Source organism: Actinomadura sp. NAK00032 (genome assembly GCF_013364275.1).
In the GTDB taxonomy this organism is placed as follows: domain Bacteria; phylum Actinomycetota; class Actinomycetes; order Streptosporangiales; family Streptosporangiaceae; genus Spirillospora.
The window spans coordinates 5,821,964-5,836,296 of record NZ_CP054932.1 but is presented as its reverse complement, the minus strand read 5'-3'; the positions used below and the strand labels follow the sequence as shown (position 1 = coordinate 5,836,296).

11 protein-coding genes are annotated in these 14,333 nt (G+C 75.6%); 8 read left to right on the top strand and 3 right to left on the bottom strand.

Annotated features, from left to right (window positions below; all coding sequences use genetic code 11):
• Position 1: 1 nt before the first annotated feature.
• From HUT06_RS27170 to HUT06_RS27155, 4 genes are all read left to right on the top strand, one after another.
• On the top strand, positions 2-3,166 hold the full coding sequence (locus tag HUT06_RS27170) for a family 78 glycoside hydrolase catalytic domain (protein WP_254715406.1): 3,165 nt from the start codon (positions 2-4) through the stop codon (positions 3,164-3,166).
• Positions 3,167-6,124 carry a glycosyl hydrolase gene (locus HUT06_RS27165; RefSeq protein ID WP_176198301.1) on the top strand — a complete coding sequence of 986 codons (2,958 nt, stop codon included), beginning with the start codon at positions 3,167-3,169 and terminating at the stop codon, positions 6,122-6,124. It abuts the gene before it with no gap.
• Positions 6,125-6,178: 54 nt separating this feature from the next.
• Complete coding sequence (locus HUT06_RS27160; RefSeq protein ID WP_254715405.1) at positions 6,179-6,652, top strand: MarR family winged helix-turn-helix transcriptional regulator; 474 nt, start codon at positions 6,179-6,181, stop codon at positions 6,650-6,652.
• Positions 6,653-6,759: 107 nt separating this feature from the next.
• On the top strand, positions 6,760-7,551 hold the full coding sequence (locus HUT06_RS27155; protein WP_254715805.1) for an aldo/keto reductase: 792 nt from the start codon (positions 6,760-6,762) through the stop codon (positions 7,549-7,551).
• On the opposite strand, the gene HUT06_RS27150 is transcribed toward HUT06_RS27155, so the two are convergent.
• Positions 7,548-8,183: a TetR/AcrR family transcriptional regulator gene (locus HUT06_RS27150; RefSeq protein ID WP_176198299.1), complete on the bottom strand. Its 636-nt coding sequence runs from the start codon at positions 8,181-8,183 to the stop codon at positions 7,548-7,550. The two genes, HUT06_RS27155 and HUT06_RS27150, sit on opposite strands and share 4 nt — an antisense overlap.
• A gap of 105 nt (positions 8,184-8,288) precedes the next feature.
• Here HUT06_RS27150 and HUT06_RS27145 point away from each other — a divergent pair, with 105 nt between their 5' ends.
• Genes HUT06_RS27145 through HUT06_RS27135 form a run of 3 tightly spaced genes read left to right on the top strand, consistent with a single transcriptional unit; the run spans position 8,289 to position 10,830 of the window.
• The gene (locus HUT06_RS27145; RefSeq protein ID WP_176198298.1) at positions 8,289-9,644 is read left to right on the top strand and encodes an MFS transporter; all 1,356 of its coding nucleotides are present in this window, start codon (positions 8,289-8,291) and stop codon (positions 9,642-9,644) included.
• A 10-nt stretch (positions 9,645-9,654) separates the two neighbouring features.
• A complete protein-coding gene (locus HUT06_RS27140) occupies positions 9,655-9,879 on the top strand; it encodes a hypothetical protein (RefSeq protein WP_176198297.1) in 225 nt (74 codons plus the stop codon).
• Positions 9,880-9,933: 54 nt separating this feature from the next.
• The gene (locus tag HUT06_RS27135; RefSeq protein ID WP_176198296.1) at positions 9,934-10,830 is read left to right on the top strand and encodes a ribokinase; all 897 of its coding nucleotides are present in this window, start codon (positions 9,934-9,936) and stop codon (positions 10,828-10,830) included.
• Here the strand turns inward: HUT06_RS27135 and HUT06_RS27130 are convergent.
• The gene (locus tag HUT06_RS27130) at positions 10,827-11,210 is read right to left on the bottom strand and encodes a PH domain-containing protein (protein WP_254715404.1); all 384 of its coding nucleotides are present in this window, start codon (positions 11,208-11,210) and stop codon (positions 10,827-10,829) included. The two genes, HUT06_RS27135 and HUT06_RS27130, sit on opposite strands and share 4 nt — an antisense overlap.
• 108 nt (positions 11,211-11,318) lie before the next feature.
• On the opposite strand from HUT06_RS27130, the gene HUT06_RS27125 reads away from it, so the two are divergent.
• Positions 11,319-12,248, top strand: coding sequence for a Ppx/GppA phosphatase family protein (locus HUT06_RS27125; RefSeq protein WP_176198294.1), 930 nt, complete (start codon positions 11,319-11,321; stop codon positions 12,246-12,248).
• Positions 12,249-12,257: 9 nt separating this feature from the next.
• Here HUT06_RS27125 and HUT06_RS27120 read toward each other — a convergent pair whose 3' ends face one another.
• Positions 12,258-14,261, bottom strand: a complete 2,004-nt coding sequence (locus HUT06_RS27120) for a protein kinase (protein ID WP_176198293.1) — start codon at positions 14,259-14,261, stop codon at positions 12,258-12,260.
• Between the last annotated feature and the right edge of the window lie 72 nt (positions 14,262-14,333).

Genomic DNA, 14,333 nt, shown 5'->3' with positions numbered 1-14,333 from the left:
GATGAGCAGGCGGCACTTCCTCGGGGCGTCGGCGGCCGGCGCGGCGGGCGCGGTCGTCCTCGGCGGGGGCGGCACGGCCTCGGCGGCGCCGCGCGCGGCGCGCACCCCTTCCGGGCTGCTGGCGTCGCTGCTGCCGGACGGGCTCGGCGTCGGCGCGGCGAAGCCCCGGCTGAGCTGGCAGGTCGCCGACCTCGGCCCCGGCACGAAGCAGACGTACTACCAGGTGCAGTTCGCCACCACCCCGGCCCGGCTGGAGCAGGGGCCGCGCCACTGGGACAGCGGACGGGTCGCGTCCGCCGAGTCGGTCGCCGTGCCCTACGGCGGCCCGGCCCTGGCGCCGCGGACCGCGTACTGGTGGCGCGTCCGGACGTTCGACGGCCCCAGGGCATCCCGCTGGTCCGAGCCCGCGCTGCTGGCCACGGGCGTGGAGGAGTGGGCGGCCGACCCGGTCTGGGCACCGGCCGCGCAGGCGCCCGGCGACGGCGTCCTCACCGCCCGGGTGCAGATCACCTCCGTCGCCGCGAGCCTGTGGTTCCGGGCGTCCGGGACGAGCGCGAACTACCTGTGGCAGCTGCGCGCCGGGACGCCCGGCGTGCTGAAGAAGCACGTGTGCGTCAACGGCTCCTACCGGGTGCTGGAGGAGAAGCGGCTCGCGGTCCCCGTCGAGACGGGCCGCTGGTACGAGGTGACGGTCGAGATGACCGGGTCCACGTTCCGGACGTCCATCGACGGCGCCGAGGTCGACACCACCACCGACGCCACGTACCGGACGGGCACGGTCGGGATGCGCAACGGCTCCACCGAGGCGAACGTGTGGGACCGCGTCGCCTTCACCGCCCCCGGCGGCAGGGCGATCATCGACGAGGACTTCACCGATGGCCGGGGCACCTTCGGCGCCGGGACGGTCGCGGACGGCGCGCTGACCCTCGCCAAGGGCCAGTCGACACTGTCGTCGGCGGGCTCGCCCGACGACGACTGGGCGCTGCTGCGCACCGAGTTCACCCCGCACGCCGAGCGGATCGCCGCCGCCGTCCTGCACGTCGCCGCCCAGTCGCCCACGCCGATCCGCCAGTACCCGGCGAAGGTGTGGGTGAACGGCGAGGTGGCGGGCTTCGCGTCCATGCCCGGCGGCGCGGGCGCGCCGCGGTACCACTCGTTCGACGTGACACGCGCGCTGCGGCCGGGACGGCGCAACGCCCTCGCCGCGCTCGCGTTCACCACCCAGGACAAGCGGTTCCTGGCGCAGCTCGTCGTCACCTACGCCGACGGGACGACGTCGGTGCACGGCAGCGGCGGCGGCTGGAAGGCGCGCCGCCAGGCGGGGCTGCTGCCCGACGCCGGGACGATCGGCACCGGCTACTACATCGGCCGCCAGGAGTACTGGGACATGCGGCACGAGCCCGCCGGCTGGACGAGCCCCGGCTTCGACGACTCCGGCTGGGAGTCGGCGCTGGTCAAACCCGCCATCGCCGGCCTGGAGCCCGCCCTGGTCGAACCGGCCGGGCTGCACGACGTCCGGCCCGCGTCCGTGCGCAGGACCGCGCCCGGCACCTGGCTGGTCGACCTCGGCCGGGAGATCGCGGGCGGCCTGCGGCTGTCGGTGCGCGGCAGGGCCGGGCAGACGGTCGAGGTCAGGCTCGGCGAGGAGCTGAACGAGGACGGGACCGTCCGGTACGCGCTCCGCGCCGGCGTCACCTACAAGGAGACCTGGACCCTCCGCGACGGCCGCCAGACCATCGAGCACTGGGGCTACCGCGGATTCCGCTACGCGCAGCTCGTCTGCGACGACGACCTCGACCTCACCCGCGCCGTCACGGGACGCGCCTGGCGGGCGGGCTGGCGCGACTCCGACGCCGCGTTCGCCAGCTCCAGCCGCGACCTCGACCGCGTCTACGAGATGTGCCGGTACTCGATCGAGGCGACGCGCGGCCACCTCTACGTCGACACCCCGACGCGCGAACGCGGGCCCTACGAGGGCGACGCGCTCATCAACCAGGCGTCCGAGTACGCGGTGCAGCGGTCGTTCGCGCTGGCCCGCGCGTCCGACGCGTACCTGGCGCGCAACCACACCTGGCCGACCGAGTACCGGCTGATGAACGTCATGTCGGCCTGGGAGGACTACCTGCACACCGGCGACCCCGAGCAGCTCGCCGCCGACTACGGCCTCCTCGCGGGCAAGCACCTGACCGAGTACCTCGGCGCGGACGGGCTCGTCCACAAGGACCCCGGGTCGTCCAGCCGCGACCTCGGCGACCTGGTCGACTGGCCCGTCTCCAACCGGGACGGGTACGTGTTCACCGACGTCAACACCGTCGTGAACGCGTGCCAGTACGCCGCGTTCGCCGCCATGGCCAAGATCGCCGCCGTCCTCGGCAAGACCGCCGACGCGAAGACCTGGCAGGGACGCGCCGACACGCTGGCGGCCGCGATGCGCGAGAAGCTCCTCGACGCGTCCGCCGGCCGCTTCACCGACGGCATCGGCACCTCCCACAGCGCGCAGCACGCCACCGCGTTCCCGGTCGCGCTCGGCGTCGCGGGACCCGGCACGGTGCCCGACCCCGTCGTCCGCGCCTTGGGCAAGACCCTGGCGGACGGCGGCATGAAGGTCAGCGTCTACGGCGCCCAGTTCCTGCTGGACGCACTGTTCGCCACCGGCCGGGCCGACGCGGCGATCGGCCTCATGACCGCCAAGGGCCTCAGCTCCTGGCTGCACATGATGGACGACCTCGGCGCCACGATCGTCGCCGAGGCGTGGGACCCGTCGCTGAAGCCGAACATGACGTTCTCGCACGCCTGGGGCTCGGCGCCGGCCAACGCCATCCCGCGCCACGTCCTCGGCGTCCGGGTCACCGCGCCGGGCGCCGCCGAGATCGAGGTCCGGCCCCGGCCCGGCGGCCTGGCCCGGATCTCCGGGCGCGTCCCCACGATCCGCGGCCCCGTCTCCGTCGCCCTCGACCGGGAGCGGCGGTACCGGCTCGACGTGGACGTGCCGCCCAACACCGCCGCCCGCGTCGTCGTCGAGCTCGGCGCCGACGACCCGCGCGCCTTCCACGTCACCGGGCCCCACGCCCGCGCCCCCCGCACCACGGGCCGCGACGCCACCGGCCGGCTCCTCACCATCGGCCCGGTCGGCTCCGGCCGCACGACGCTCATCAGGAGGAAGTAAGTGAACGACCGCAACGGACAGGGGATCTCGCGCAGGCGCGCGCTGCAGCTCGGCACCGCCGCCGCCGTCGCGGCGGGCGCGGCCCCCGTCCTCGGGGGCGCGCCGGCGGCCCAGGCCGCGCCGCGCCCGGCGGCCGGGCCGGGGGCCGCCGGGTTCGCCCGGCCCGGCGCGGCGGTACGGCCGCGGTTCCGCTGGTGGTGGCCGGACGGGCTGGTCGACCCCGCCGAGATCCGGCGCGAGATCGACCAGATCGCCGCCGCCGGGTTCGGCGGCGCGGAGATCGTCGCCGTGCACCACAGCATCCGCGACAAGTCCGTGCTGGACCCGGCGGGCCACGGCTGGGGCACCCCGGCCTGGAACGCCGGCGTCGAGGCCGCCCTCGACCAGGCGGCCCGGCGCGGCATCACCGTGGACCTCACGATCGGCCCCGCCTGGCCCGCCGCCGTCCCGACGATCACGCCGGACGACGAGGCCGCCGTGCAGGAGCTCGCCTACGGGACGGTCGCCGTCGCGGGCGGCGGCACCCACGACGGCCCGCTCCCCGAACCGGTCGCCGCGCCGGAGGACGGCGTGACGAAGCGGCACCTCGTCGCCGTCCACGCCGTCAGGACCGACCCGGCGAACGCCACCCGCAAGGAGACCGGCCTCGACCCGGCGTCCTTCACCGACCTGACCGCGCGGGCCGCGGGGGAGCGGATCACCTGGACGGCCCCGGCCGGCGGCGACTGGCTCCTGTTCGCCTACTGGCGGCGCGGCAGCGGGCAGCGCCCCGAGTCCGGCCCGCACTCGGCGCCGGACGCCTGCGTCGTCGACCACTTCAGCCGGGCCGGCACCCGCGCCGTCACCGCGTTCTGGGAGGCGCGGCTGCTCACCCGCGACATCCGCAAGCTGATCAAGCGGGCGGGCGGCACGCTGTTCGAGGACTCGATCGAGCTGGAGACGCACGCGCTCAACTGGACGCCGGACCTGCCCGCCGAGTTCCGGCGGCGGCGCGGCTACGACCTGATGCCGTACCTGCCGGTCATCGTCCGCCTCAAGGAGAACACCATGTTCGCCTACGACGCGGCGACCACGTCCCACGTGCGGCACGACTTCTGGCTGACGGTCTCCGACCTGTTCAACGAGTACCACTTCGAGGCGCTCGCCAAGTGGGCGCACTCGATCGGCCTGCAGTACCGGGCACAGCCGTACGGGCTGGAGACGGACGCGATCCACACCGCCGCGATCCTGGACGTCCCCGAAGGCGAGTCGCTCGGGTTCAAGAACCTCGACGACTACCGGGCTCTCGCCGGGGGCCGGGACATGGGCGGACGGACGATCCTCTCCTGCGAGGCAGGGGCCTACCAGGGCGGCGCCTACAACACCACCTGGGACAAGCTCCTGCGCACCATGGGCGGCGCCTACGCGGCCGGGCTGAACCAGACCGTCCTGCACGGCTTCTCCTACGCGACCGCGCCGGGTGCGGCCTGGCCGGGGTTCGCCGGGTTCACCCCCTACAACGGAGGCGTCGGATTCTCCGAGTCGTGGGGGCCGCGCCAGCCGACCTGGCGGCACGTCCCCGACATCTCCGGGTACATGTCGCGCATCCACCAGACGATGCAGGCAGGCAAGAGCCGCATCGACGTCGCGGTGTTCCGGCAGAAGGGCTACACCAAGACCGGCATCGGGGCCGGATGGTTCACCAAGGACGGCGTCCCGCTGGGCTGGACGCACCAGCTCGTCAGCGCGCCGCTGCTCGACCTCCCGTCCGCGACCGTGTCCGGCGGGCGGCTCGCCCCCGACGGCCCCGCCTACAAGGTGCTGTTCGTCGAGGGCGACCGGTTCTCCGGCAAGGAGTGCACGCTGCCGCTCGGCACCGCCCGCACCATGCTGAAGCTGACGAAGGCCGGCCTTCCACTGGTGTTCCTCGGCGACTGGTCGGCGCCGACCGTCCCCGGCCTGGCGCGGGACGGGGAGAACGAGCGGCTGCGCGCCGTCGTCAAGGAGCTGCTCGCCCAGCCGCGCGTCCGCAACGTCACCGAGGAGGCGGACGTCCCCGCCGCTCTGGACGACCTCGGACTGCGTCCCACCGTCAGTTACGCGCAGGCGTCCACGCTCCTCACCGCCCACCGCTGGGACGGCCACACCGACTACTTCTACCTGTGCAACGGCAAGCACGCCGAGACGGTGAAGCCGCCGGTGGCCGCGATCGACCACGAGATCACCCTGACCCGCTCCGACCCCAAGGCCGTCCCGTACCGGCTCGACCTGTGGACGGGCGAGACCGAGCGGATCGCCGTGTACCGCGAGGACGGCGACGCCGTCACGCTCCGGGTGGCGCTCCAGCCGTCCGAGGCCACCGTGATCATGCTGGCGCGCGGCGGGCACGCCCCGTCCGCCACGGCGTCCGAGGCGGAGCTGCGGGTCGACGGGCAGCGCCTGGTCGCCCGCGCGACCGCCGCCGGCACCTACGCCACGACCCTGCCCGGGGGCCGCACGGTCAGGACGGCGATCGGCGCCGTCCCCGCGCCGGTGGCCCTCACCTCCTGGCGGCTGCGGGTCGAGGACACGACCCCGGACGGGGTGAAGCACCACGACCTGGCGCTGGACGCGCTGAAGCCGTGGCCGGACATCCCCGAACTCGCGGACGTCTCCGGCATCGGCACCTACACCGCCACGGTGACCTGGAGCGGCGGGAGCGGCGCGGTGCTGGACCTCGGCGAGGTCTTCGACACCTGCCGGGTGACGGTCAACGGCCGCCGCCTCCCGCCGGTCTCCGTGCTCGTCCCGGCCGTGGACGTCGGCCCCCACCTGCGGCGCGGCGCCAACACGATCGAGGTGGAGGTCGCCACGACGCTGAACAACCGGCTCCGCGTCGCCGACCCCGGCGTGTACGGCGGCGCGTCCCGCCAGCGGTACGGGCTGATCGGCCCGGTCCGCCTCGTCCCCTACGGGGAGGCGGTGGTCCGCGCCCGCTGACCGGGCCGGGGCCACCGACTTGCTCGCGGTCATGAAAATTGATAGTCAGACATAGTGACTAAAATTGAGGAGAACACCGGGCGCCGGGTGCCCGACCTGGGCATGCTCGCGGGACGGCTGATGCGCGTCCTCCAGGACGAGCTGTTCCAGCGGCTCGCCGAGCAGGGGCACCCGGACGTCCGGCCCCGGCACGGCACCGTGCTCGCCTTCCTCGACGCCGAGGGCATGCGCGCCACCGAGCTGTCGGCCCGGTCGGGCCAGCACAAGCAGATCGTCGGCACGATCGTGGACGAGCTGGCCGCGCTCGGCTACGTCCGCCGCGAACCCGACCCGGCCGACCGGCGCGCGAAGCGGATCGTCCCCACCGAGCACGGCCTCGACGAGATCGCCAAGGCCCGCGCCATCCTCGCCGACATCGAGGACCGGCACCGGCGCACCCTCGGCGACGCGGCGTTCACCGCCTTCAAGGACGCCTTCCAGCGGATCGCCCGCGACCAGAGCGCCTGGCGGGAGCAGGGCGGGGGGTGATGTTCGGGGGCCGGTCTCGCGGGCAGGATCGGCTCGGCAGCGCACCAACAGGGAGGGGGACGGTCACCGTGACGGTACCGAAGGTCGACCTCATCGACGGGGCCGCGATGCCGCGGCTCGGCTTCGGGGTGTTCCAGGTCGGCGACGACGAAGCCGAGCGCGCGGTCGCGACCGCGCTGGAGAACGGCTACCGCAGCATCGACACGGCGAGCGCCTACCAGAACGAGGAGGGCGTCGGGCGCGCGCTGCGCGCCTCGGGCCTGCCCCGCGACGAGCTGTTCGTCACGACCAAGCTGTGGAACAGCGAGCAGGGCCACGACAACGCCCTGCGCGCCTGCGAGGCGAGCCTGTCCCGGCTCGGCCTGGACCGGCTGGACCTCTACCTGATCCACTGGCCCATGCCCGGCCGCGGCCTCTACCTGGAGACCTGGCGGGCGCTGGAGAAGCTCAAGGCGGACGGGCGGGTCCGCTCGATCGGGGTGTCCAACTTCACCGTGGAGACGCTGCGGCGGATCATCGGCGAGGCCGACGTCGTCCCGGCGGTCAACCAGATCGAGCTGCACCCGTACTTCCAGCAGGACGGGCTGCGCGCGTTCCACCGCGACCACGGCATCCGCACCGAGGCGTGGGCGCCGCTCGGGCAGGGCCACGGCCTGCTGGACGACCCGGCGCTCGCCCGCATCGCCGAGGCCCACGGGCGCACCCCGGCGCAGGTCGTCCTGCGCTGGCACCTGGACATCGGCAATATCGTCATCCCGAAGTCGGTCACGCCGTCCCGGATCGCCGAGAACATCGACGTGTTCGGGTTCGAGCTGACCCCGGACGACCTGCGCGCGATCGGGGAGCTGGACAAGGGCATCCGCGTCGGCCCCGACCCGGCGACCTTCGAGTCGGCCTAGCCGCCGGCGGCGGGGCCGCCGGGCCCGCTCACGAACGTCGCCTCGTACATCGCGGCGAGGTGGTCCGCGAGGGCCTCGCGCGTCCATTCGCGCCCGGTGAGCAGCCGCTCGAAGACGTCCGTGGCGATGAGGCCCCAGAGCATGTCGGCGGCCGTCCCGGGCGTCCAGTGCGGGGCGAGGCGGCCCTCGGCGGCGAGACGCTCGGCGAGGCGGCGGCAGGTGCCGAGCTGCTTCTCGTCGACGGTCGCCCGGTGCCGCGCGGCGTCGGGGTCGGTGTGCCGGACGCGGTCGATCGCGCGGTCCACGGCGATCAGGCGCGGGTGGTAGGAGGCCAGGTGGCGGGCCCAGGCGCGCAGCGCGCAGACCGCGTCGGGCGCCTCCCGCACCGGCGCGAGCGAGGCGTGCAGGCCCTCCTGCTCGGCCATGTAGCCGAACAGCGCGGTCACGAGGTCGCCGCGTGAGGAGAAGTGCAGGTAGAGGCCCTGCCGCGACACCCCGGCGCGCTCGGCGACCGCCGCCATCGTGAGCGCCTCGAAGCCGTCCCGCTCCAGGATCTCCCGGGTCGCCGCCAGCGCGGCCTCGCGGGTCCGCCGGCTGCGCGCGTTCCGCGGCCCCTCGATCGTCTTCGCCATGGTCTCCGCTCATCCCGATGCCGCGGCGCCGGCACTTGCCGCGAACTTGTCACCGTGTCTATGTTAGCAAGTGGACACGATGTCAAGTTCTTGGGGGGGTGCGTCATGAACCGCTGGCGGCTGGTGGCGGCGGCCGGGATCGCGGTCTTCATGGCCCAGCTCGACGTGACCGTGGTCAACGTCGTGCTTCCGACCATCGAGCACGAGTTCGGCACCGGGCCGAGCGTGGCCGAATGGGTCGTGCTGGGCTACGTGCTGCCGCTGATCGCCCTGACGCTGCCCGGCGGGCGCTGGCTCGACCAGGTCGGGCACCGCGCCGCGCTCACGTTCTCGGTCGCCGGGTTCGGCGCCGCGAGCGCGGCCGTCGGCCTCGCGCCCGGCATCGGCTGGCTGATCGGCGCCCGGGTGCTCCAGGGCGCGTTCGCGGCCCTGCTGCTCGCGCTCGTCCCGGTGCTCACGACGGTCGCGGTCCGGCCGGAGATGCGCGGCCGGGCGATGGCGGTCGTGATGACGCTCGGCCCGCTCGGCGGCGTCACCGGGCCCGCCGTGGGCGGCCTGGTCATCGAGCGGCTCGGCTGGTCCTGGATCTTCTTCCTGAACGTGCCGGTGAGCCTGCTGGTCATCGCCGCGGGCCGTCCCGCGCTGGCCGCGGGCGCGCGGCCGCGCCCGCCCGGCAGGGCCCGGCTCGCCGAGACGGCCCTGCTCGGCGGTGCGGCGGCCACCCTGCTGCTCGCGCTGTCGCTGAGCGCCGGGCACGGCCCGGCCTGGCTGGCGCTGGCCCCCGCCGCCGTGCCGTTCGCGCTGGCCTGGCGGCGGCTCCCCGACAGCCGCCCGGTACGCGCGCTGGTCGGATCGCCCGGGATGGCGGGCCCGCACCTGGCGCTGGCGGCGGAGATGGCCGCCGTCATGAGCGTGCAGTTCCTCATCCCGTTCCACCTGCAGCGGTCCGGGACGGCCTCGCCCGCCGAGATCGGCCTGACGATGCTCGCCTTCCCGGCGGCGGTGCTGGCCACCGGCCCGGCGGCCGGCGCGCTCGCCGACCGGGCCGGCGCCCGCGCCGTCGCGCTCGCGGGCGCCGCCGCCGTCACCGCCGGGCTCGTCCTGCTGCTCCCGATCGGCGCCGGCTGGGGGCCCGCCGACCTGGCCTGGCGGCTGGCCGTGGCGGGCGCCGGGGCCGGGCTGTTCGCCGGCCCCAACCAGGCCCTCGCGATGGCGCGGGCGCCGCGCGACCTGCTCGCCACCACCGGCGCCACCACCAGCCTGGCCCGGCAGATCGGCGTCGCGCTGGGCCCGGCGCTGGCCACCGCGACCTGGTCGCTCACCGGCTACGGCGTCCCCGGGATGCGCGCCGCGCTCGGCGCCGCCGCCGTCCTCGCCGCGGCCAGCGTCCTGGCGCAGCTCGACCCCCGCGCCCTCCGCACCGCGACCCCGCCGACCGCCACGGAACGTCACGGAGCGTAACGTTCCGTGCATGGGGGACGAGCGGGGGAGCTGGACGGGTCCCGGCGGGCTGAGCGTCACGGCGGTGCCGCTGACGGGCGCGCACCGGGTGCTGGCGGAGTACGCGGGCGTACGCGGGGAGAGCGCGTTCCTGGTGACGCGCGGCGGCGAGCTGGTCGGCCGCGGCTACTACCCGTCGGTCGACGCGCTCGCCGAGGTCGTCGACCTGGCCGAGCTGCGCCCGCGCGGCGACTGAGCGGGGTGGCCGGGGGTTGCGCGGCCCGGCGCCGCGCGTGTAGGGGATTGTTCCGTGGATGAGCGCTGGGACGTCGTCGTCGTCGGATCGGTCAACGCGGACTTCGTGGTCGGCGTCGACCGGCGGCCCGCGCCCGGAGAGACCGTCCTCGGCGGCGACCTCGCCGTCCACCCGGGCGGCAAGGGCGCCAACCAGGCGGTCGCGGCGGCGCGGCTCGGCGGCCGGGCCGCGCTCGTCGGGCGGGTCGGCGACGACGGGCACGGCGAGCTGCTGCGCGGCGCGCTCGCCTCGGCCGGGGTCGGCCTGGACCACCTGGCGGCCACGCCCGGCGTGCCGACCGGCGTCGCGCTGATCACCGTCGGGCCGGACGGCGACAACAGCATCATCGTCTCGCCGGGCGCCAACGCCCGGCTCGGGCCAGCCGACGTCGCCGCCGCCCGCGACCTGATCGCCGCCGCGCCGGTCGTGTCGTTCCAGCTGGAGGTGCCGCTGCCCGCCGTGGAGGCCGCCGCCCGCGTCGCCGGCGGGCGCGTCGTGCTCAACCTGTCGCCGCCCGCGCCCGTCCCGGCCGACCTGCTCGCCCGCTGCGACCCGCTCGTCGTCAACGAGCACGAGGCCGCGTTCCTCCTCGACGGCGCGCACGGCGACCCCCGGGACACGGCCGCCGCGCTCGCCCGCTCCGGGCCCCGCTCGGCCGTCGTCACGCTCGGCGCGGACGGCGCCGTGGTCGCCGACGGCGACGGCGCCACCGCGGTCCCCGCGCCGGAGACCGACGCCGTCGACACGACCGGCGCCGGCGACGCCTTCACCGCCGCGCTCTGCCTGCGCCTCGCCCGCGGCGACGCGCTGCGCGACGCCGCCCGGTACGCGGCCCGCGCGGGCGCCGCCGCCGTCCGGCGGCGCGGCGCGCAGAGCTCCTTCCCGACCCCGGCGGAGCTGCCCGCGCCCTAGCGGCTCGTGCGGGCCCGCAGCCGGTACAGCTCGTCGGCGACGTCGTGGACGTCGGAGCCGAGGTCGAACGCGCTGAGCAGATGCAGGTCGTCGGCGGTCTCGATCTCCAGCATCCGGGTGTGCAGCAGCAGCCGGCGCCGCTCGTCGACCCGGATCGCGGTGACGTCCTCCCACGGGATGCGGCGGTGCCCCGCGTAGCCGGCCACGACCGTGAGGCCGTCCCCGTCGGCGGCGAGCCGGACCGGCGCGACCAGGTCGCGCAGCGCGAGCCCGTTCAGCCCGATCGCCGCGGCGGCCGCGAGGAACAGGAACTGGGGGTCGTGGCTGTAGAGGACGATGAGCGCCGTGACGGCCGCGGCGGCGGCGCACTTCACCGCCACGTGACCAGGAGGTACCCGCCATCTGCGCCGAGATCCCGCTTCCATGCCCGCCACCGTAGCCGCTCCCGGCCCCGGACCGGCCCCGGCCCGTCGGGTAGCGTCGCAACCATGCGACTCGGCGTGCTGGACGTGGGATCGAACACCGTGCACCTGCTGGTGGTCGACGCCCACCGGGGGGCGCGGCCCCTGCCCGCGTACTCCCACAAGGCCGAGCTGCGGCTCGCCGCCCATCTGGACGGCGACGACCGCCTGTCGGAGGAGGGCGAGGCGCTGCTGCGCGACTTCGTCGACGAGGCGCTGCGGGTCGCCGAGGACAAGGGCGTCGAGGACCTGGTCGCGTTCGCCACCTCCGCCGTCCGCGACGCAGCCAACGGCGAGGACGTGCTGGCCCGCATCCGGGACGGCCGGGACATCGACATCCGCGCGCTGTCCGGCGAGGAGGAGGCGCGGCTGACGTTCCTCGCCGTCCGGCGCTGGTTCGGCTGGTCGTCGGGGCGGCTGCTGGTGGTCGACATCGGCGGCGGCTCGCTGGAGATCGCGTCCGGCATCGACGAGGAGCCGGACGTGGCGATCTCGCTGCCGCTCGGCGCGGGCCGGCTCACCCGCGACCGGTTCACCGCCGACCCGCCGCCCGCCGAGGAGATCCGCGAGCTGCGCCGGCACGTGCGGGCGGAGATCGCCCGGCGGGTCGGCGACGTCGCCCGGTACGGGCCCGCCGACCACGCGGTGGCCACGTCCAAGACGTTCAAGCAGCTCGCCCGGATCGCCGGGGCCGCGCCGTCCGCCGAGGGGCCCTTCCAGCGCCGCACCCTGGCGGACGCCGACGTGACCGACTGGGCGGAGAAGCTCGCGCCGATGCCGTCCGCCGAGCGCGCCGAGCTGCCCGGCGTGTCGGAGAGCCGCGCCGAACAGCTGCTCGCGGGCGCGATCGTCGCGGACGCCGCGATGGACCTGTTCGGGCTGGCCGAGCTGGAGATCTGCCCGTGGGCGCTGCGCGAGGGCGTCATCCTGCGCCGGCTCGACAAGATCACCGGCTGAGCCGGCCGGCTACCAGTCCGGGTGGCCGAGGACGCGGCCCGCGGGGGTGAGGACGCGGTCGCCGGTGCCGTCCGCGCGGACCGCGTGGATCACCGGGTCGGTGACGGCGCCGCGCACGTAGCAGAGCCAGCGGCCGTCGCCCGACCACGCCGGGTCCATGTCGCGGACGGTCCCGGACGTCAGCGCGTGCGCGCCGGACCCGTCGGCGTTCATCACCCAGATGTCGCTCTCGGTGCCCTTGCCCCGCACGTAGGCGATCTTGGAGCCGTCGGGGGACCATTCGGGGTCCACCGCGCGCACCCCGTCGGCGGTCAGCCGCGTCCAGGCGCCGCCCGGCCGGTCCGCGTCCATGGAGTAGACCTGCTCGGCGCCGCCGTCGCGCCTGCTCCAGAACACGATCCGGTTCGTGGACGACCACATCGGGTCGTCCTTCGCCGAGTCGTCGCTGGTCAGCCGGGTGATCGCGCCGCCCTCCAACGCGATCGCGAAGATCTGCCGGACGCCGTTCCGCTCGCCCAGGTAGGCGAGGCGGGTGCCGTCGGGCGACCACGTCACCCGGGTGCCGCGCACGATGCCGGCCACCTTGCGGGCGCCGGTGCCGTCGGCGTTCATCACCCACGCCTCGCCACTGCGCGCGTCCATCCGGGTGAACGCCACGCGCTTCCCGTCCGGTGACCGCTCGGGCAGCATGTCGCAGGCCGGTCCCTTGACGAGCGTCCGCACGGACCCGTCGCCGGGCGAGAAGAGGCCGATGTCGCCGTGGCACGTCTTCGGCCAGCCGGGCGCGGTGTCGACGCGCACCAGCATCGGCCCCTTCGGGAACGCGCCGTCCGCCGCGGCGCCGGTGCCGCCGGACGGCCGGGTCAGGTAGTGGACGCCGCCCGCCACGGCCGCGGCGAGCAGCACCGCCGCCGTGGTGGAGGCGATGAGCACCGGACGCCTGGAGCGCCCGCTCCGCCCGCGACCGGAGCCGCCGGCCGGTGCCGCGGTCGTGGGCAGGACGGGCGGCGGCACCTCGTACTCGCGTGCGGTGCGCGGCTCGGGAACCGGCGGCTGCGGTACGGGCGGCTGTGGGACGGGCGGCTGTGGGACGGGCGGCTCCGGGGCGGGCTGTTGCGGGACGGGCAGCTGCGGTGCGGGCGGCGTCCACGACTCGCCCAGCTCGGTCGTCACGGCGGCCTCGCCGGCGCCGCCGACCAGCGCGAGCAGCAGGTCGCGGGCCGTCGGCCGGGCGCCCGGGTCCTTCAGCAGCGCCGCCCGGACGAGCCCGGCGAGCGCGGGCGGCAGGTCGCCGACCTCGGGGTCGGCGTGCACGGCGCGGGCCGCGAGGAGCTGGAACGAACCCTGCCCGAACGGGTTGCGGCCGCTCGCCGCGTAGGCGACGAGGCAGCCCCACGCGAACACGTCCACCGCCGGGGTGACCTGCTGCGTCGTGATCTGCTCGGGCGCGATCCAGCCGGGCGTGCCGACGACCTGCCCGGTCCGGGTGTGGGCGGAGGCCATGTCCAGCGCGCGGGCGATGCCGAAGTCGATCACGCGCGGACCGGAGATGGACAGCAGCACGTTGCTCGGCTTCAGGTCGCGGTGCACCAGCCCCGCGCTGTGGATGGCGACGAGCGCGGCGGCGACGCCGACCGCGACGCCGTGCAGCATCCCCGGCGACAGCGCGCCCTTCCCGGTGACGTGCTCCAGCAGCGACGGTCCGTCGATGTACTCGGTGACCAGGTAGGCGAGGCCGAGGTCCGCGCCGTGCTCCAGGACCTGCGCGGTGCAGAACGACGCGACCCGCTGCGCGTTCGCGGCCTCGTCGTGGAACCGGTCGAGGAACGTCCGGTCGCCGGCCAGCTCCGCGCGCACGACCTTCACCGCGACGGCGCGGCCGGCCTCGTCGCGGCCGAGGTAGACGGCGCCCATCCCGCCCTCGCCGATCTTGGCCTCGATCCGGTACCGGCCGATCCGGGTGGGGTCGTCCGGCCGCAGCTCGCGCAGGGAGGGCGCCTTCGGCCCGTCCATGGAGATCACCTTTTCCCCGCGAGCCGCGTCTTGGCGGCCGCCCCACGGCGGCACGCGGCCCCGACGCCTCCT